This is a genomic window from Aquificaceae bacterium, assembly GCA_037481935.1.
Taxonomy (GTDB): Bacteria; Aquificota; Aquificia; order Aquificales; family Aquificaceae; genus Pampinifervens.
In genome coordinates this window covers 14,726-32,277 of record JBBFKQ010000009.1, presented here as the reverse complement: position 1 = coordinate 32,277, position 17,552 = coordinate 14,726, and the positions used below count along the sequence as shown (strand labels likewise).

General features: G+C 48.1%; 27 protein-coding genes. 20 read left to right on the top strand and 7 right to left on the bottom strand.

From position 1 onward, the window contains the following. Positions 1-2 precede the first annotated feature (2 nt). The 4 genes from WHS43_08285 to WHS43_08270 are packed head-to-tail and all read right to left on the bottom strand — an operon-like array spanning position 3 to position 2,059. Entirely contained in the window at positions 3-518 is a 516-nt protein-coding gene (locus WHS43_08285; protein MEJ5339635.1) for an archaemetzincin family Zn-dependent metalloprotease, read from the bottom strand. Then, positions 505-1,476, bottom strand: coding sequence for an endolytic transglycosylase MltG (mltG, locus tag WHS43_08280; GenBank protein ID MEJ5339634.1), 972 nt, complete (start codon positions 1,474-1,476; stop codon positions 505-507). The genes WHS43_08285 and mltG overlap by 14 nt, the downstream gene beginning before the upstream one ends. Further along, positions 1,473-1,877, bottom strand: a complete 405-nt coding sequence (gene ruvX / locus WHS43_08275; GenBank protein MEJ5339633.1) for a Holliday junction resolvase RuvX — start codon at positions 1,875-1,877, stop codon at positions 1,473-1,475. Before ruvX ends, mltG begins: the two co-directional genes overlap by 4 nt. Then, a complete protein-coding gene (locus tag WHS43_08270; protein ID MEJ5339632.1) occupies positions 1,874-2,059 on the bottom strand; it encodes a DUF2892 domain-containing protein in 186 nt (61 codons plus the stop codon). The genes ruvX and WHS43_08270 overlap by 4 nt, the downstream gene beginning before the upstream one ends. 71 nt (positions 2,060-2,130) lie before the next feature. On the opposite strand from WHS43_08270, the gene WHS43_08265 reads away from it, so the two are divergent. Together WHS43_08265 and WHS43_08260 are read left to right on the top strand one after the other, a co-directional pair. After that, positions 2,131-2,871, top strand: coding sequence for an SAM-dependent chlorinase/fluorinase (locus WHS43_08265; protein MEJ5339631.1), 741 nt, complete (start codon positions 2,131-2,133; stop codon positions 2,869-2,871). Between the two features lie 20 nt (positions 2,872-2,891). Beyond that, positions 2,892-3,158: a hypothetical protein gene (locus WHS43_08260; protein ID MEJ5339630.1), complete on the top strand. Its 267-nt coding sequence runs from the start codon at positions 2,892-2,894 to the stop codon at positions 3,156-3,158. Here WHS43_08260 and WHS43_08255 read toward each other — a convergent pair. Genes WHS43_08255 through WHS43_08245 form a run of 3 tightly spaced genes read right to left on the bottom strand, consistent with a single transcriptional unit; the run spans position 3,151 to position 4,713 of the window. Continuing rightward, complete coding sequence (locus WHS43_08255; protein ID MEJ5339629.1) at positions 3,151-3,894, bottom strand: ABC transporter ATP-binding protein; 744 nt, start codon at positions 3,892-3,894, stop codon at positions 3,151-3,153. The genes WHS43_08260 and WHS43_08255 overlap by 8 nt on opposite strands. Then, positions 3,887-4,387, bottom strand: coding sequence for an HIT domain-containing protein (locus WHS43_08250; protein MEJ5339628.1), 501 nt, complete (start codon positions 4,385-4,387; stop codon positions 3,887-3,889). The genes WHS43_08255 and WHS43_08250 overlap by 8 nt, the downstream gene beginning before the upstream one ends. Continuing rightward, on the bottom strand, positions 4,384-4,713 hold the full coding sequence (locus WHS43_08245) for a thioredoxin (protein ID MEJ5339627.1): 330 nt from the start codon (positions 4,711-4,713) through the stop codon (positions 4,384-4,386). The genes WHS43_08250 and WHS43_08245 overlap by 4 nt, the downstream gene beginning before the upstream one ends. A 68-nt stretch (positions 4,714-4,781) precedes the next feature. On the opposite strand from WHS43_08245, the gene WHS43_08240 reads away from it, so the two are divergent. The 18 genes from WHS43_08240 to WHS43_08155 all read left to right on the top strand — a co-directional run bounded on the left by WHS43_08240 (position 4,782) and on the right by WHS43_08155 (position 17,550). Then, complete coding sequence (locus WHS43_08240; protein ID MEJ5339626.1) at positions 4,782-5,645, top strand: class I tRNA ligase family protein; 864 nt, start codon at positions 4,782-4,784, stop codon at positions 5,643-5,645. 1 nt (position 5,646) lies between these two features. Further along, positions 5,647-5,862 (top strand): hypothetical protein, encoded by a 216-nt coding sequence (locus WHS43_08235; GenBank protein MEJ5339625.1) that lies wholly within the window; start codon positions 5,647-5,649, stop codon positions 5,860-5,862. 79 nt (positions 5,863-5,941) lie between these two features. Further along, positions 5,942-6,655, top strand: coding sequence for a carbon monoxide dehydrogenase beta subunit family protein (locus WHS43_08230; protein ID MEJ5339624.1), 714 nt, complete (start codon positions 5,942-5,944; stop codon positions 6,653-6,655). Positions 6,656-6,671: 16 nt separating this feature from the next. After that, a complete protein-coding gene (locus tag WHS43_08225) occupies positions 6,672-7,841 on the top strand; it encodes a transketolase C-terminal domain-containing protein (GenBank protein ID MEJ5339623.1) in 1,170 nt (389 codons plus the stop codon). A gap of 21 nt (positions 7,842-7,862) precedes the next feature. Then, complete coding sequence (locus WHS43_08220) at positions 7,863-8,729, top strand: thiamine pyrophosphate-dependent enzyme (GenBank protein MEJ5339622.1); 867 nt, start codon at positions 7,863-7,865, stop codon at positions 8,727-8,729. After that, entirely contained in the window at positions 8,726-9,409 is a 684-nt protein-coding gene (locus WHS43_08215; GenBank protein ID MEJ5339621.1) for a 2-oxoacid:acceptor oxidoreductase family protein, read from the top strand. Before WHS43_08220 ends, WHS43_08215 begins: the two co-directional genes overlap by 4 nt. 27 nt (positions 9,410-9,436) lie before the next feature. Then, entirely contained in the window at positions 9,437-9,661 is a 225-nt protein-coding gene (locus WHS43_08210) for a ferredoxin oxidoreductase (GenBank protein ID MEJ5339620.1), read from the top strand. 11 nt (positions 9,662-9,672) lie between these two features. Beyond that, on the top strand, positions 9,673-9,969 hold the full coding sequence (locus WHS43_08205) for a hypothetical protein (protein MEJ5339619.1): 297 nt from the start codon (positions 9,673-9,675) through the stop codon (positions 9,967-9,969). A 1-nt stretch (position 9,970) separates the two neighbouring features. Beyond that, entirely contained in the window at positions 9,971-10,849 is an 879-nt protein-coding gene (locus WHS43_08200; protein MEJ5339618.1) for a GTP-binding protein, read from the top strand. An 18-nt stretch (positions 10,850-10,867) separates the two neighbouring features. Further along, positions 10,868-11,839 carry a sodium-dependent bicarbonate transport family permease gene (locus WHS43_08195; protein ID MEJ5339617.1) on the top strand — a complete coding sequence of 324 codons (972 nt, stop codon included), beginning with the start codon at positions 10,868-10,870 and terminating at the stop codon, positions 11,837-11,839. Between the two features lie 13 nt (positions 11,840-11,852). Continuing rightward, positions 11,853-12,137, top strand: a complete 285-nt coding sequence (locus WHS43_08190) for a P-II family nitrogen regulator (GenBank protein MEJ5339616.1) — start codon at positions 11,853-11,855, stop codon at positions 12,135-12,137. Between the two features lie 98 nt (positions 12,138-12,235). Beyond that, positions 12,236-12,472, top strand: a complete 237-nt coding sequence (locus tag WHS43_08185) for a sulfurtransferase TusA family protein (GenBank protein ID MEJ5339615.1) — start codon at positions 12,236-12,238, stop codon at positions 12,470-12,472. Positions 12,473-12,484: 12 nt separating this feature from the next. Then, positions 12,485-13,018 carry a DsrE/DsrF/DrsH-like family protein gene (locus WHS43_08180; GenBank protein MEJ5339614.1) on the top strand — a complete coding sequence of 178 codons (534 nt, stop codon included), beginning with the start codon at positions 12,485-12,487 and terminating at the stop codon, positions 13,016-13,018. Positions 13,019-13,029: 11 nt separating this feature from the next. Beyond that, positions 13,030-13,446, top strand: coding sequence for a DsrE family protein (locus WHS43_08175; GenBank protein ID MEJ5339613.1), 417 nt, complete (start codon positions 13,030-13,032; stop codon positions 13,444-13,446). Positions 13,447-13,580: 134 nt separating this feature from the next. Further along, on the top strand, positions 13,581-14,309 hold the full coding sequence (locus tag WHS43_08170; protein MEJ5339612.1) for a 4Fe-4S dicluster domain-containing protein: 729 nt from the start codon (positions 13,581-13,583) through the stop codon (positions 14,307-14,309). 48 nt (positions 14,310-14,357) lie between these two features. Beyond that, positions 14,358-15,710, top strand: coding sequence for a heterodisulfide reductase-related iron-sulfur binding cluster (locus tag WHS43_08165; protein MEJ5339611.1), 1,353 nt, complete (start codon positions 14,358-14,360; stop codon positions 15,708-15,710). Between the two features lie 50 nt (positions 15,711-15,760). After that, entirely contained in the window at positions 15,761-16,819 is a 1,059-nt protein-coding gene (locus tag WHS43_08160; protein ID MEJ5339610.1) for an FAD-dependent oxidoreductase, read from the top strand. Continuing rightward, positions 16,816-17,550 (top strand): hypothetical protein, encoded by a 735-nt coding sequence (locus WHS43_08155; protein ID MEJ5339609.1) that lies wholly within the window; start codon positions 16,816-16,818, stop codon positions 17,548-17,550. The genes WHS43_08160 and WHS43_08155 overlap by 4 nt, the downstream gene beginning before the upstream one ends. Positions 17,551-17,552 lie beyond the last annotated feature (2 nt).

Sequence of the window (17,552 nt, the reverse complement as noted above, 5' to 3'; positions counted from 1 at the left end):
CCTTATGGTTTTGGAAGTATTTTACTACAATTTTCACAGAAAAACCTGCTCTTAGCGTCAACCTCCCACAGACTATTGGAAAAGCTCATGACACATTTCCTGTCCTTACAGTGCATCAGACCAAAGGTATGACCGAGCTCGTGGTTTACCTCTTTAAAGACCCTATCAAAGAAGAGTCTTTCTTCCTTGCTCTGAAGTCTAAAGGTGTTCACCAGAGCACAACTTCCTCCCAGCTGGGCAAGGCCAAATATAAAGTTCAGTCCCTCTTCATACACGTCAAAGGGGATAAGGGCTATAAGCTTTAGCATATCACGATAATAAACCCTTGATAAAAAACCCAGAAGTGTGCCACCGTGATACTGTCCCCTCTGAGGATTGTAGCCAAGCCTCGGTGGGATTGTAAGGTGAGAAAAGCGGACTTCGAAGCCGAACACTTCTCTTATGTTCTTCGCAACTGCCAGTATGAGCCTCTTTTCAACGCCGAAGCCGGCAAGATATATATACCTACCTCCTTGCACTTCTGTATTCCCTCACTCTTCTGTTGTGTTCCTGAAGGGTTCTGCTGAAATGGTGTCCACCCAAGCCGTCGGCCACAAAGTATAGGTAATCAACCCTTTCGGGTTCAAGAGCAGCCTTCAGAGATTCAAGCCCGGGGTTGCATATGGGTGAGGGCGGAAGACCAAAGTAAACATAGGTGTTGTAAGCATCTTCAATCTTCAGGTCCTTCAGCGTCAGACGCCCGTTCCAGAGGTTTCTCCTTTTGAGTGCATAAATTACGGTAGGGTCTATCTGTAGCTTCATGCCTTTTTTCAGTCTGTTGTGTATTACTGCAGATACGAGGGGTCTCTCCTCTGGTTTTGCGGTTTCCTTCTCTATCATGGAGGCTATTGCCACCCACTCTTCAAGTGTTAAACCTCTTTCTGAGAGCCTTTCCCTCAATCCTTCTGTTTTCTTAAGAAAGTTTTTATGCATAACTTCTATTACCCTGAGCGGGTGTGTATTTTTTGAGAAAAAATAGGTATCAGGAAATAAAAAACCCTCCATGGTGCCAGCCTTTAATCCATATTTTCTTGCAACCTCCTCAGACATGGCGTATTTTAAGAAGTCTTCTGAGGCGCATATGCGGTTTTCTTCAAGAAGCTCTGCTATGTCGTAGAGGTCAGACCCTTCTGGCACAGTTATCCTGTAGACCTTTTTAAGACCTTTGCTGAGCTTCTCGTATATATCCCATGGAAAGACAAGCCCCCTAAACTCGTATTCCCCAGCTTCAAGCCTTTTTTTGTAGATACCGTGCAAAAGAAGGAAAGACAGGGGGTTTCTCAAAAGACCCTCTCTGTAGAACTGAAGGGCTATGTCCGTTGTTGAAGTGCCGTAGGCTATCTCCACGGTCTTTTCCTCCGTCTTCACTGGCAGAAGGGAGTAAAGGACAAAAAGGGCCACCATAAGGACCGGGAAGAAAAATTTCAGGTATCTCATAGGCTTTCCATATACTCTAAAAGTATGACGTAAGCAGACAGACTGTCTTTTATTTTCTTTTTCTTTTCAGGCCTGAAGCCCTCCATCATCCTGTAAGCCTCTTTTGTGGTGTATCTTTCGTCCCAGAGTATCACCTCCACACCTGCCGGTAGCAGGCTTTTCAATTTCTCTGAGAATTCTCTTGCCTCCCCCGCTCTCTGTCCTTCCTTTCCCAGAGGTGTGAGGGGAAGGCCTACGAGAATAAGATATACGCCGTGTTCCTTTACCTTGCTGACAATTGACTGAAGGGTTTTTTCACCTTTGTTTTCTATGCTCTCTAAGGGTAAGGCTATACCCAGCCCTGTATCACCAAGAGCAAGACCTATTCTTTTACTGCCATAATCTATGGCAAGAACCTTCAACCTGTCTTTATGCCCACCACCCTGTAAAGGGGGCAGAAGCCTATGACAGAAGTTCCTATGAACACTATCCCCAGTATACCCAGTATCCACCAGGCGCCACCCTTAGTAAAGGCAAGATACAGAAACACAAGCCCCAGCACTATCCTAATGGCCCTATCCCATGTTGCCATGTTCTTTTCCATGGTTTGCACCTCCTTGGCTGTATATTTTAACCCAATCAGTAAAATAATAGGCTATGAAGGGTCCTGTGGCAATGCTGACGGACTTTGGCCTTAAAGATGGCTTTGTGGGAGCCATGAAGGGGGTAATATTGAGTATAAACCCCGAGGTTCAGCTCGTTGACCTGAGCCATCAGGTAGAGCCTTTTAACATACTCCACGGTGCCCTGCTTCTGAAAGCTCACTTTTCCTACTTTCCGGCTGGGACGATTTTTCTGTGTGTTGTAGACCCGGGCGTCGGCTCTGAGAGGCTTCCCCTTGTGGTTGTGTCTGGGAGCTATACCTTTGTTGGACCATACAACGGGCTTTTTGACCTGGCCCTCAGAAGCATAGGGGAAACACCAAGGGCTTTCAGGATTGAGAAGTTCACCCTTCCAAGGATAAACGAGACCTTTCACGGTAGAGATGTGTTTGCACCAGTGGCTGCTTGGCTAAGCAGAGGCGTAGCTCCAGAAGAGGTGGGAAGCCCTACAGATTACAGGTTTAAACTGCAGTGGCAAGAACCCGAGGACAGAGGGGATGAAATCCTCGGAAGTATAGTTTATTTTGACAGCTTTGGCAACGCTATAACCAACATTCCCTGCGGCAGGTATGTGGAGGGCTACTTCAGGGGCGAGAGGTTAAGGGTGGTTTCTTACTTCCTTGAGGCTGAGATGGGAAAACCCGCCTTAGTATGCGGTAGCTTTCGCCTCATGGAGATATTCTTGCCTATGGATAATCTCAGGGAAAGGCTTGGGGTTCACACTGGTGAGGAGGTAATGTTGAAAAAACTCTGAATTTTTCCGATAATATACTCATGATTGACAGGGTAGAGATTCAGAGAATACTTGGCAATGTAACGGAGCTTGAGGAGAGGAAAAAGAGGCAGGTTCAGGAGAAAGAGGAAAACAATCAGGGCATCAGCGTTGAAATATCTCAGAGGCTTACTGGTGGTGAAGCGGTGAACTACGAAGACCTGAGCAAAAAAGTGGAAAGTATAAGGTCTCAGCTGCAGAAGAATGCCTACGAAGTCTCTCCAGAAAAGATACTGCAGGGTCTTGAAAAGTTCCTTTCCTCTAAATAGCCCTCAGGAGCTCCATTGTATATGGATGTTTTGGATTGTCAAAGATGTTCCAGACATCTCCTTCCTCCACCACAACACCGTCCTTTAACACCATAACCCTGTCTGCCACTTCTGCCACAACGCCAAAATCGTGAGTTACCAGTATTACACTCCTGCCCTCCTCCTTCATATCCCTGAAAAGCCTGAGTATTCTGCTCTGCACTGAAACATCAAGGGCAGTGGTTGGCTCATCAGCAAGCACAAGCTCGGGGTTGCAAAGGGTGGCTATGGCTATGCACACCCTCTGCTTTAGCCCTCCAGAGAGATGATGTGGATAGCTCTGGTATACTCTTTCTGCATCTTTTATACCAGCCTTTCTGAGGGCTTCAAGGGCTTTCTCTTTTGCACCCCACTTTCCAAAGTGGGCTACATAGGCCTCCTCCACCTGAAGCCCCACCTTAAAGAGTGGGTCAAGGTAAACGGAGGGCTCCTGAAAGACTATGGATATGTGTCTTCCTCTTATCCTTCTGTATTCCCTCTCGGACAGTCCTAGGAGCTCCTTTCCTCTGAATTTTATTGAACCCTGGAGCCTGGCCCCCTCTGGTAGAAGTCCCATTATAGAATAGAGTATGGTGGTTTTCCCAGACCCAGATTCACCTACAATACACAGCACTTCCCCCTCCTTAACTTCAAAGCTGATACCCTTCAGAACATGATTCTCCCCATACCACAGGTTCAGATTTTTTACTTCAAGCATTTATCAGCCTTTCAAAGACGGGTTTTATCCTGTCGTAGAGCTCGTAAAGGTCCTGAGATATAACCTTTACTCCACCCACAGAAGCCATAAAGTTGGTATCACCGCTCCATCTGGGAACTATGTGCAGGTGTATGTGAGTTTCCAGCCCTGCGCCTCCAGCCCTTCCCAGATTGTAGCCTACGTTAAAGCCCTGAGGCTTTATCACCTCCCTGAGTGCCATAAGGCATACTCTGGTAAGCCTGTGAATCTCAAGAGATGTATCCTCATCGAGAAGCAGGTAATCACCTATATGCTCAATAGGTGCTATCATGAGATGCCCCGCGTTATAGGGATACTTGTTGAATATAACAAAGGACCGGGTGCCCCTATATAGCACAAGGTAGTCTCTCAGCTTTTCTTCCTTCTGTGAGGCTGCCTGACATAGGAAGCATCCCTCCTGCTCATCCACCTTTTCCACATAGTGGCTTCTCCAGGGAGCCCAGAGTATTTTCATAGCCTCAGAAGTCTCCTTATTGCCCTTTCCACATCCTCTTCCTCTGGAGTGTAGTCGTGCCTATCCAGCTCCATGGTGTCCCTGAAGTAGAGAACTGCAGGAAAGCTGAAGACGCCAAGGTCTTCCGCGCTTGTGTGCTTGCTCACGTCAAGCCAGTAAAAGTTTATCTTATCCCCGTAAAGCTTCTGAAACTTTAAAAGTCTTTCGTAAAAGGCCTGATTCTGCGGATTATCTGGCACTGTAAGAAGCACCACCGCAGGTTTTTCTCCCGCCATTGCCTTTTCATAGAAATCTCTGTCTGTGAGCTCCTCAAAGCCTTCAAACATGTCAACCTCCTGATAGGTTTATTATAGACCATATAACTTTCCCGGTCCTGGGATGCTAATATTATTCTATGAAGGTTATGGACTTTCTCAGGCAGAAGAACATATCCATAGGGGACAACTTCCAGCTACTTCTGGATGCACTGGGATTGCGTAGAGAGGACTATGTGAAGGCTGTGGAGCAGGAGATTGGAGAGCCTGCCAAGATGTCCAAGTCAAAGGGAAATACCGTTGACCCGGAGGAGGCAGTGCAGAAATACGGAGCAGACACGGTGAGGCTCTACATACTCTTCGCTGGACCCGTGGAAAAGGACTTTGAATGGACGGAGGAGGGAGTGCAGGGTGCCTACAGGTTTCTGAGAAGGCTCTGGAACCTCTTTCACCAGCACCTTGAAGGTATGAGAGAAGCTGGGTATAGCAGAGAGGACTTTGTGAGCCTTGCGGGAAAAAGTAAGGATATAAGACACAGGACCCACCAGACTCTCAAGAAATACCTTTCAAGCATGGAAGACCTTTCCTTCAACACATCCATAGCCAGCATAATGGAGCTTCTGAATGTGCTTCAGGACTTTCAACCCTCTGAAGGTCTGGACTACAAGGTGCTCAGAGAGTCCTTTGAGATTATCCTTTTCATGCTATATCCCATAACTCCTCACATATGCGAGGAGCTATGGCAGAGGCTAGGCTACGACAGGCTCATGGCCTTTTACCCCTTTCCACAGCCAGACGAGAAGGCCCTTATACTTGAAGAAATAGAGATTCCGGTGCAGGTAAACGGAAAGTTGAGGGCAGTGGTAAGGGTGCCGTTAAACGCAGAAGAGTCGGCAGTGAAAGAGCTTGCTCTCAGAGACCCGAGAGTGAGCCAGTGGCTCGATGGTAAAGAGGTCAAAAAGGTGATATACATAAAGAACAAACTTCTCAATCTGGTGGTCTGACATGGAAAACCTGATAAACCTGTTCCTTTTCTTGGGGAAGCTCCTGCTCCTGATGCTCCTTGTAGGTCTACCCCTTCTCCTTATAATAATCTTCATAGCGGACAGAGTTTACAGGAAAGTTGGTCCAAAATATGAAGAACTCAGAGATAAAAGGATAAGAGAGCTGGAAGAGAAAGAGAAGGAGCGTGGAGATGAGGGGAGGAGGAAAAAGCTATGATTATTATCATATAAATTCCCCTTGACAGCTTTTAAGCTCATGCTAATTTTTTGATAACCCATTCATAAGGAGGTAAGGCATGCCGATGGAAGTTTTGCCAGGACCCGCTGGCTATATACCAACCCCTGCAGCCTTTGAAGGTGTCGAACTTCCACCACCAGGAAAAGCACTGCTCTACGGAAAGATAGTGGATGAAGAGACTGCCATGAGAGAGGCTGCAAAGGCAATGCTCACAAGGAGAAACCCCACCATATTCCCTGGCCCTCTGGTTCTCTGGGGCTGGAACGCCGGAGCCATGGAAAAGGCAAAGGCTGTTCTTGAGCTATCTATGGAAATACCCAACTGCAGGATAATACCCATGCCCGACTATAGACCAAAGTATCCCAAGATAGACCCCGAGGCCGAGATAAACCCCAACCATCCAAACCTAACCATACTTCACAACAAGATAGAAGCCTGTATATTTGTAGGCGTCCACTGCCATTACGCAAACCTTTCTCTCAGGATGATAAGGGCTGGGACAAACTGCTTTACCATAGCCCTGTGTGCAGAGATGGGGCATGAGGATGCCATGGTTTCTCTCAGGGACCAGCATGCAGATGAAATAAGGCGATTCAGAGATGTGCTTGTTAAGGTAAGAGAAGAGCTTGGTATAAAGTGGGAGCCAAAGCTCCCTCCAGAAAACCCCTCACTTCCAAAGGAAGAATACCAAACCCTTTCCGTTCTGGATTATGGAGAGTATTCTTACCTTTTAATCCCCAGAAGGGGAGAGCATGTGACAGAAAGCGAATAAAAACGGAGGTAGTGTCATGCCAGAACAGAGAGTTGTAGATGCAGATTACCTTCTTTTAGAGGCACCGAGAGAAAGAAAGTTCATCACCGGTGCCCAGGCGATGGCTGAGGCAGTCAAGCGTGCCAACGTGGATGTTGCCATAGCATACCCAATCACCCCCCAGTCTGAGGTCATGCACCTTGTGGGTGATATATGGGCACAGGGATACATAAAGGACTACTACAGGGCTGAGGAAGAATACGGTGCCATGTCCGCCATAGCGGGTGCAGTGAGGGGTGGTGCAAGGGCATTTTCCGCCACATCCGGTCCCGGACTTCTCAGGGGTCTTGAAGCCATAGCTTCCTGGCCCGGTCACAGGATACCTGCGGTGCTTGGTGTTCTTACAAGGGTTGTAAACGCTCCTCTTTCCATACAGCCTGACAATGTGGAGATTTCTTACCTTCTCAACTGCGGTATGGTTGTCCTGCACGCAGAAAATCAGCAGGATGTTTTTGATTTCACCCTTGCCAGCTTTATCATATCTGAGATGGTTGATGTTTACATACCTATAGCCGTCTGCACCGAGGGCTTCTTTGTCACCCACGCCAAAGGCTACGTGAACATGACCCCCGAGGACATGAAACTGCCCCCCAGAGACCCCTACAAGGCACCAGTGCCTCCCACAGACTGTGAGATACCACCAGCAAGGATACAGAGGGATGCTCCAGTCCAGAAGTCCAACTTCATGAGCTATCTTATACATGCGGTCTGGCAGCAGGAGATATGGGCTTCCAACATAAGGGCTATGAAATATATATACAAATACCTTGGAGGACCCATAGAGGTGATAAACCCGGACGCAGAGGTCTTTGTGGTTGCCTCCGGTTGTGCTGCCGCTCAGGGAAGGGAAGCGGTGCGTTATGCCCAGCTTGAGGGTCTCAATGTGGGTCTTGTAAAGGTCAAGTCCATAAGACCCTTCCCGGAGAAGGAGATAAGACAGGTGCTTTCAAAGGCAAAGGCTATAATAGTGCCAGAGCACAACATAGTGGGATGGCTTGCCAAGGAGGTAAAGGCTGCCATTCCCAACAGTGACAGCGTGATAGGCGGACCAAGGGTCTACGGTGGTATGACGCTGCCGGTGGAGCTCATAATGGAAAAGATCTATCAGGCCCTTGGTATAAAGAAGGAAAAGAAGGTTGTTGTATAAAAACTTCAAGGAGGTGTAAAGATGGGTCTGGAGTATGTAAGAATTTCACCAGGCTTTGAGAAATATATGCCCAAAGACTACGTGGACCTGGTCCAGTACGGGCAGTTTGGAAAAGAGATAGACGTCCAGCAGCTGGGACAGTTCAAGGAGTTGGTGGAAGAGCACCCCATGTGTGCAGGGTGCTTCATGGCTTACTTCATAAGGGTCTTCTATGCAGCACTTCCAAAGCCAGAGGACACCATAGTCATAGGCACCGCCGGATGCGCAAGGCTTTCCCTCTCTCAGGCGGCGGTCCCCTTCATATACGGAAACTACGGAGACACCAATGCGGTTGCCTCAGGTCTCAAGAGGGCCCTCAGTATAAGGTTCCCCGACAAGGAAAAGGATGTGGTGGTCATAGCTGGTGATGGAGGACTGATTGACATAGGCTTTGGTATGACCATGCACTCCTGGTTCAGAAGGGAGAAGTTTACCACCATTATGGTGGACAACGAGGTCTATGGAAACACGGGAGGTCAGGAGAGTGGTATGTCTCCAAAGGGCGTTCAGCTCAAGATGGCTCCAAAAGGAAAGCAGTTTGACAAGATAAACGCAGTGGAGCTTGCCAAGACCGCAGGCTGTGTCTATGTGGCAAAGCTTTCTCCCACAAATCCCAAGAGAATCGCAAAAACCGTGAGGAGGGCAATCCTCGCCGCAAGGCACTTTGGGCCTACCTTCATACATGCCTACACTTCCTGCAACATAGAGTATTCCATACCCACTGAGAAGGTTCTTGAGGATGCCAGGAAGAGGGAAAAGCAGGACTTTGGCTTTTATGAATGGATGACGGAGGAGGTTAAGGAGTTCTTTGAAGAGATTGAAAGGAAGCCCGAGGAGGTTAAAGCATGAAAAGGTATAACATACGCATAGCAGGCGTCGGTGGGCAGGGGGTGGTTACCTCCGCCCACATACTTGGTAATGCCATGTCTGCGGCTGGCAAATATGCCACCCTTGTTCCCTTCTTTGGCTCTGAAAAGAGAATGGCACCTGTGGAAGCCTACGTGAGGGTCTCCGACCAGCCCATCTATGAGGTGGGTGAGGTGGTCTATCCCAATGTTATAATGATTTATCATCCCCAGGTCATAACCCATGGAAAGTCCTACACCATGCCCTTCTATTCAGGACTTAAGGAAAATGGCCTTGCCATAATAAACACAGATGTGGATATAATACCTGAAGAAGACTGGAAGATACTGAGCGACCTGAACACAAGGGTCTACATGTTCCCCGCAACAAAGATAGCTCTGGACATAGCCGGCACAGAACTTGCCACTAATATGGCAATGATAGGTCTCTTTTTCGGAATAACCCGAATCGTGGGCTTTGAACATATTGAGCAGGCAGTAAGAGAAAGGTTCCTCGGAAATACCTTTGTGGCTTCTGGTGGAACCACCGCCCTTGACAGCGCCATAGAGAAGAAGTTCAAGAAAAAGATGGAGCTTCTTGAAAAGAACATGCAGGTCATAAGGGAAGCCTTCAAGATAGCGGAGGAAAGGGGCTGGGTGGAAGAAGAAGCTCTTACGGGTTAAATTAATCTATAAGGAGGCAAGGCAGGTATGTACTATGTGGCAGATGTAAAGGAAGCGGACTGTGCTAAGTATAACTGCAAACAGTGCGTGCTCTTCTGTCCAGAACCCAACACTCTCATGTATCATGACTCCAAGCATGTGGCATGGGTAAACTACTCAAGATGTAAGGGATGTGCCATATGCGTTTATGTGTGTTCCGACCTTCTTAAGAGAAACTGCATAGAAATGGTCATGGTAACCGCCGGAGATTGAGGAGGTGGAGTATGAACTTAGAGGACAAGTTTAACCTTCTTGCGGAAGAAGTTAAGAAGAGTATGGCAAACCCCGACCTTGACATTGAGCTGTGCTTTCCCAATGAAGTGGACCAGGGCTGTGAGGTCAAGAGCTATCCCTACCTCAGGGTGAAGTATGTGGTAGAGGGGCACGATGTGTATGAAAAGGAGATAGACATTGACCCCATGTATTGGGAGAAGGATGTAAAAGACCTTGCAGGTCTTGTTACCTTTCAGATACAGCAGTTCATGGAGGAGATAGACTCTGTGGAATACGGCGGAGAGTAAAATGCTCCCTGCCTTTGTAATAACCGGATTTCTTGGAAGTGGTAAGACTACCCTTCTTGTCAATTCAGCGAGGGAGCATTTTCAGGGAAAAAGGGTGGCGGTCATAGTTAACGAACTGGGTGAGGTGGGTGTGGACGGTAAGGTCCTCAAAAATGCATACTCTGAGGTGCTTGAGCTTCCAGAGGGCTGCATATGCTGTTCCCTTCATTCTGAGTTTGAGAAGGCAATTAAGGAAATAAGAGAAAAGTATGACCCCCAGCTGCTTTTGGTGGAGACCTCTGGTGGGGCGGTGCCCTTTCCCATAATCCTGAGCCTTCAGGCACTGGGTTGCAGCGTGGATGGAGTTATTTGCCTTGTAGACTGCTGGAGCTTTGAAAAGTACAGGGAAGATAGCACTGCAAGGTATCAGATAGGCGGTTCAAACGTGATAGTGCTGAACAAAACAGACCTGGTGGAAGAAAAAAGAGTATTGGAGATAGAAAGGGAAGTGCTGGATATCTGGAGGCTTTACAGACCGGTTAACTCTTTTACGGGAGAACCCTTCTACACAAGGGTGAGACTCTATAGAGCAGTATACGGCAGGCTTCCTGAGGAAGTATTCTCAGGTGCATATACGATTCCTGAGCTCAAGAACATAGCCACAGAACATGGGCACAGTCACCACCATAGAGTTATAAACCTGATTGAACCCGTGGATTACGAAGAGCTTGAAAAGAGATTAAAAAGCCTGCCTGAGAACATAATAAGGGCAAAGGGAATAGTTAGGCTAAAGCACTATCCTTTCCCCGTTGCGGTAAACTATTCCTTTGGATACATAGATAACCCGATAGAAGTCAAAGGCTACGACGGGCCCTCCTTTCTGGTGCTTATAGAAAACTAATTTTCTGGAGGGTAAAAGATGGGTTTTGAACTGCTTTTGCAGAACATACTCAATCCGCCTGTTCTCATGTTCCTCCTCGGGCTTGGTGCCATCCTCCTCAGGACAGAGCTTGAAGTGCCACAGCCTCTACCAAAGCTCTTTTCCCTTTATCTTCTTATAGCAATAGGTCTTCATGGTGGCTACGAACTTTCCAAGAGCGGCATAACCTTTGAAGTGCTCAAAGTGCTCCTGCTTGCCATGTTCATGGCGGTTGCAGTGCCCGTATACGCCTTTTTCATTCTCAGGCTAAGGCTTGATGTTTACAACGCCGTTGCCATAGCGGCCACTTACGGCTCCATAAGTGCGGTTACCTTCATTACCGCTGGTTCTTTTCTAAACAGCCTCGGGCAGAGCTATGGTGGCTACATGGTGGCCGCCATGACCCTTATGGAGTCCCCCGCCATAGTCATAGGACTTGTGCTTCTTACTCTCTTTGCCAGAAGAAACAGCAACACGGGGGTAAACTGGGGTGAGGTTCTGAGAGAAGCCTTTCTCAACCCCTCTGTCTACATACTCATGGGAACCCTTCTTATAGGCTTTCTCACAGGTGAAAAGGGCTGGAAAGCCATGGATCCGCTGTTTGGAGTCCTGTTTAAGGGCATGCTTGCCTTTTTCTTGCTTGATATGGGTATAGTGGCCGGTCGCAGGATTGGTGAGATTAGAAAAGTTGGGCTTTTCCTCATAGCCTTTGGTGTGCTTCTTCCTGTGTTCAACGCCCTTGTGGGAATATTTCTTGCGAAAACCTTTGGTCTGGCAAAGGGGGATGCCTTTATGTTTTCCATCCTGTGTGCAAGTGCTTCTTACATAGCAGTTCCCGCCGCCATGAGGCTATCGGTGCCCGAGGCAAACCCCAGCCTTTATGTTACCATGTCCCTTGCCATAACTTTCCCCTTTAACATAGCAGTAGGCATACCACTATATTACTTTCTAATAAACCATCTATGGGGGTAAGAAGATGAAGCCTATGAAAAAGGTTGAGGTGGTGATTGACAGCATATACCTTAGCAGGGTGCTTGATGTGCTGGAGAAGGCAGGAGTTTCCGGTTATACGGTTATAAAGGATGCCCTGGGAAAGGGAGAAAGGGGTATAATGGCAGGCGATGAGCTTACAGACGTGTTCAAAAACAGCTATGTGTTTACAGTATGCTCCGAAGAGGTGGCACAGAAGATAGCGGAGAGTCTGAGACCGCTACTGAAAAAGGTTGGAGGAGCATGCCTCATATCTGATGTGCTCTGGCTCACGCACTGATATAAGGAAAACTTATAATCTTTATCATAATTACTAATGGCATACACTCTATGCGAGACTTATAATATGAGGATAATCTTACACAGGAGGTGTTTAAAATGGCAACCATAACACCAGATAAGACCCTTGACGCATCTGGTCTTAACTGTCCTCTTCCAGTTCTCAAAACAAAAAAGGCTATTGAGGAGCTTCAATCTGGACAGATACTTGAAGTTATAACCACAGACCCGGGGGCAAAGGCTGACATACCAGCCTTCTGCAACAGAACGGGACATCAGCTTCTTGAAACGGTGGAAGAGGGAGGAAAGATAATCTTCTACCTCAAGAAGAAATAAGGAGGGAAACATATGGTTACAGAAAGACTTGCCATAATAGCCACAAAGGGCACCCTCGACATGGCATACCCACCCCTTATCCTTGCCTCAACCGCAGCCTCCCTTGGCATAGAGACGGCAATATTCTTTACCTTTTACGGTCTAAACATCATACACAGGAAGAAGATGCACGAACTCAAGATTGCACCCATAGGGAACCCCGCCATGCCAATGGCTTTCCCTCCCTCCATGCAGAACCCCGTAACAAATGCCATATCTTCCATATTTCCAGGACCTCCTCAGATTATGGGCGTAATTCCTGGAATGACAGACCTCATGAGTTTTATGATGAAAAAGACCATAAAAGAGCACGGTGTGGCGGACATACCTGAGCTTGTAGAGGTCTGCAAGGAAGCGGAGGTAAAGCTCATACCCTGTCAGATGACCATGGAGCTTTTTGGATATAAATATGAAGACCTCATAGAAGGTCTTGAGCCACCCGCAGGCGCTGCCACCTTCATGAACTACGTGCTTGAGGCAGACAAGCCCATGATAATCTTCGTCTAAGGAGGATAGATATGGCATACGAGAAAGTGCTCTTCTACATCCTGACGGTGCCCTTCTTTGAAAGGGCAGAGCCGACCACCGGCGAGCTTATAAACCCACAGGCGGGTGCTCCCTTCTTCCTTGCCACCGCCGCCACCACCATGGACTACGAGGTTGAGATGGTTATAACCTCAGAAGCTGGCTTTCTGCTTATGAGAGACAATGCCAAAAAGGTAAAGGTTCGTCCAGGGGTGGAACAGACCATCTATGACTTCATAAAGATGGCAAAGGATGCTGGTGTGAAGATATACCTTTGCGTGCCATCCCTTGACCTGACGGAAATATACAAAAAAGAAGATGTGAACCCGGAACTCTGCGATGGCATAATAGGTGGTGCAGCCTTTCTTGACAAGCTCATGAGCGGCGAGTATGCAGTTCTCACCCTTTAATTCTGTTTCCACCTCCCCCTTTTTTGAGTATGCACTCATAAGTTTATCCTTATATATACATAAGCAAAATTTAATTGACTTTTATCATGTGCATAATACCTTTATAGAAGGAAGAAACCTTAAGGAGGTTTACCATGGATGGACATATTTATGGATATAACCTCCCCATATCGGAGAAAACCAAGGCAGTGCCTTGGGAGGAAAAGGTCCGTATAGTGGAGGAGGTAAAGTCTGACTTTCGTTTTAAGGAATACATCTTTGGCTGTCTTAACTGTGGCGTATGCACCGCATCCTGTCCTTCCAACAGGTTCTTTGATTACTCTCCCAGAGAAATAGTGCAGAGGTTTCTGGAAGAGGATGTGGAAGTCCTGTATGATATGATGCACGAATACATCTGGGCATGCTCTCAGTGCTTTACCTGCTGGATAAGGTGCCCCTTTGTGAACAACCCAGGTGGTCTTGTAGCAATAATGAGAGAAGTGGCGGTGCGTAACGCTTTTGAGGCAACCAAAGACCTCCTCAAGCCCTACGGAAGGGTGCTTCTCAAAGTCATGACCACAGGAAACCAGCTCTCTGCAGACATGCTCCAGCCCGACTTCTTCCCCGACTGGGGTCCAAAGATGGCAGACAACATGGAAAACCTCAGAGCCAAAAGGCTTGCCATACCCTTTGATGTGGGTAAGTCTGTAAAGACCGCATGGGAAGTATCCCTTGAGACGGCAGTGGAGATGTATACCATATGGAGAGAGACGGGTATATTTGAAATGCTGGAAAAGCTCGACCCCAACCTCTACAACGTCATAATGGACATTGTGGAGGAAAACGAGGAAAGGTATGAGGAGCTTTATGAGGAAGAAGAGTAAGCTAATCAAAGGGGTTGATGCCCCGAAAAAACCTAAGGAGGTGTAATCATGGCAAAACATGGCTTTGGACATAACAGCCCGGGAGGTCTTCTGAGATATCCAGAACAGCCCCCCTTCCCACTCAAAGAATACAGCGCCCACTACGACCACATCTTTGAGATGATGGAAGAGCTTGAGGCAAAGGGCGAAATACTCATACACAGGATAACCGAAGAGCACCAGCCCATAGAGGTCTTCACAAGGACAGGAAGGATAAAAACCATCCCTACCAATAAGCTCTGGCATCACAAGTCCTGTGGTCAGTGCGGAAACATACCCGGATATCCTGCCTCTGTTTTTTGGTTCATGAACAAGTTCGGACTTGACTACCTGAATGAACCTCACCAGACCTCATGCACCGCATGGAACTATCACGGCTCTGGCACTTCCAACCCTGTTGCCCTTGCGGCGGTATGGCTCAGAAATATGCACCAGGCATGGAAGACCGGATACTATCCCCTCATTCATTGCGGAACCTCTTTTGGTTCATACAAGGAAACGAGAGAACAGCTTATAATGAACAAGGAGCTCAGAGACGCCGTAAAGCCAATCCTGAAAAAGCTCGGAAGGCTCACAGAGGATGGGAGAATAGTTATACCCCAGGAGGTGGTCCACTACTCCGAATGGGTTCACGCCATGAGATACAAGATTGCAGACCTCTACCAGAAGGAGGGTAAGCCAAAGGGCATAGATGTTTCCAACGTAAGGGTTGCCATCCACAACGCCTGCCACACCTACAAGATGATTGCTGACGACTACCCCTATGACCCGGAGGTTTACAACGGACAGAGGCCTGCAGCATCTGCGGCGGTTGTCAAAGCCCTTGGTGCGCAGGTGGTGGACTATTCCACATGGTATGACTGCTGTGGCTTTGGCTTCAGGCACATACTGACCGAGAGGGAGTTTACCAGGTCCTTTGCCATACAGAGGAAGCTCAAAGTTATCGCAGAGGAGATAAAGGCAGACCTCATAGTGACCCATGACACGGGTTGCACCACCACCTTTGAGAAGAACCAGTGGATAGGAAAGGCCCATGGCATGTATCACCCTGTGGCAGTCATGTCTGACGTTATGTTTGCAGCCCTCGCCTGCGGTGCACATCCCTTCAAGATAGTCCAGCTATACTGGAACTGCTCCGATTACGAGAGACTCCTTGAGAAAATGGGAATAACCAACTGGAGAGAGCTCAGGAAAGAGTGGGAAGACACCGTCAAATACATAGCAGACCTGGAAAAGGCCGGTAAATACGACGAGCTCATGGAATTCTTCAAGGAATACGACCTTTATGAGCCTTACAGCAGGACTTCCACAGGTAAGCCAAAGGCTTCTGCAACTGCAAACATGCCACTTTTCAAGTCCTAAGCTTTCTCTGGGGGCTCTGCCCCCATAAGAACAACTAAAGGAGGTTTAACATGGCTAAGAGCGTGCTGGTAGTTGGAGGTGGTCCTGCAGGACTCGCGGCGGCCAGAACTCTGGGAAGGCTCGGAGTATCCACTATCTTGGTGGAAAAGGACAGTCAGCTGGGTGGGAATCCTATCAAAAACCACTACCACACCTTAATCCCCAGAAAGCTAAAACCCTCCCAGGTGATAGGTCCTTACATAAAGGATGTGGAGCAAAACCCCAATGTGAAGGTTCTTCTCAACACGGAGCTGACCGCCTGCGAAGGCGAGCCCGGAGAATACAGGGTGACCCTCTCCAACGGAGAAAAGCATGAGGTGGGTGCCATAGTGGTTGCCACCGGCTTTGAGCACTTTGACCCAAGAAGGAAAGGTGAGCTCGGCTACGGGCTGTATCCAGATGTTATAACGAACCTTGAGCTTGAAAGGATGTTCTCTCAGGAAGGCAAGCTCTACAGACCCTCCAACGGACAGCTTCCAAGAAGGGTTGCTTTTGTTTTCTGTGTGGGCTCAAGGGACAGACAGCTGGGTGTGACCAACGTTCACTGCTGCAGGTATGGTTGTGCACTGTCTGGTCTTCAGGGTATGGAAATAAGGGAGCACTACCCTGATGTGGACGTTTTCTGTTATTACATGGACGTGAGAACCTACGGCACATGGGAATACCCCTTCTACTGGGCTCCTCAGGAGCAGTTTGGTGTCAGGTATGTGAGGGGAAGGATTGCGGAAATCACATACAGCCCTGCAGACGGAAGGCTCAGGGTAAAGCATGAGGACACCATAGTTCAGAGACCTGCAGAGGTTCCCATGGACCTTGTGGTGCTTGTGCTTGGAATGGAGCCATCCCCCGGAACCAAGAAGGTCGCCAAGATTCTGGGGCTTGCCCAGGACCCTGATAGCCAGTTCCTCATACCCTCTGAAGAGTCTGGCTCCAACATCATATCCAACAAGCCAGGCATTTTCATAGCAGGTGCCTGTAAGGGTCCCATAGACATAGAGTCTTCCTTCTCCGAAGGTGAGGCAGCAGCTGCGGAGGCGGCAGCATTCCTGGGTGCAAAGGTGATGGTATGAAGAAGCCTGTCATTCTTGATGACTTTCTTGTCAGGGACTACCTGATAAAGATACTGGGAGAAGGCGAGGACTTCGTTCAGGAATTTTACAAGGACCTCCTCGCCAAATCCCTCCTCTTCCAGCAGGCTTTCAGCAAGGAGAGGCTCCCATCCCTTACAGAGGAGGACATTGACCTAATTCTGGAAAAGATATTCCCCGCAAGAAGAAAAAGGCAGAAGATAATCCAAGAAACGGGCATTGACAGGCTCAAAAGAGCCATAAGCGACCTCCTCTACGGAAAGGCTCAGAGCTGGGAAGAGAGGGTGGAGAAGTTTGTAAAAGAGATAAGGGGTGTGGACAGGAAGTCTGCAAGGGATATAGCCAGTGAGATACTTCACTTTACCTTTCCTGAGCAGTATGTGCTGTGGACAAGCTGGATATGGGACCCAGAGAGCGAGAGTGGTGCGGTGGTCTTTCTAAAGGAAGAGCCCCCAAAGAGGAGCATGTATGGGGAAACTTACGAGGAGTTTGAGCTCATATACAAGCAGGTTCAGGAAAAGCTTCTGGACTTTGGTATAAAGGTAAAGGGGTATCTCTTTGTGGACATATTCCTTGCCATGATATACGCCACCTATGTGGACTACATGACCCTGTCCACCATGCACAGTGCCAAGGGCTTCTTCCCCCCTGCCGGGGTTATGGCAAGAAGACTGCTTGGTGTTATAAGAAATGAAGACCTTCTGGAGGTATAACC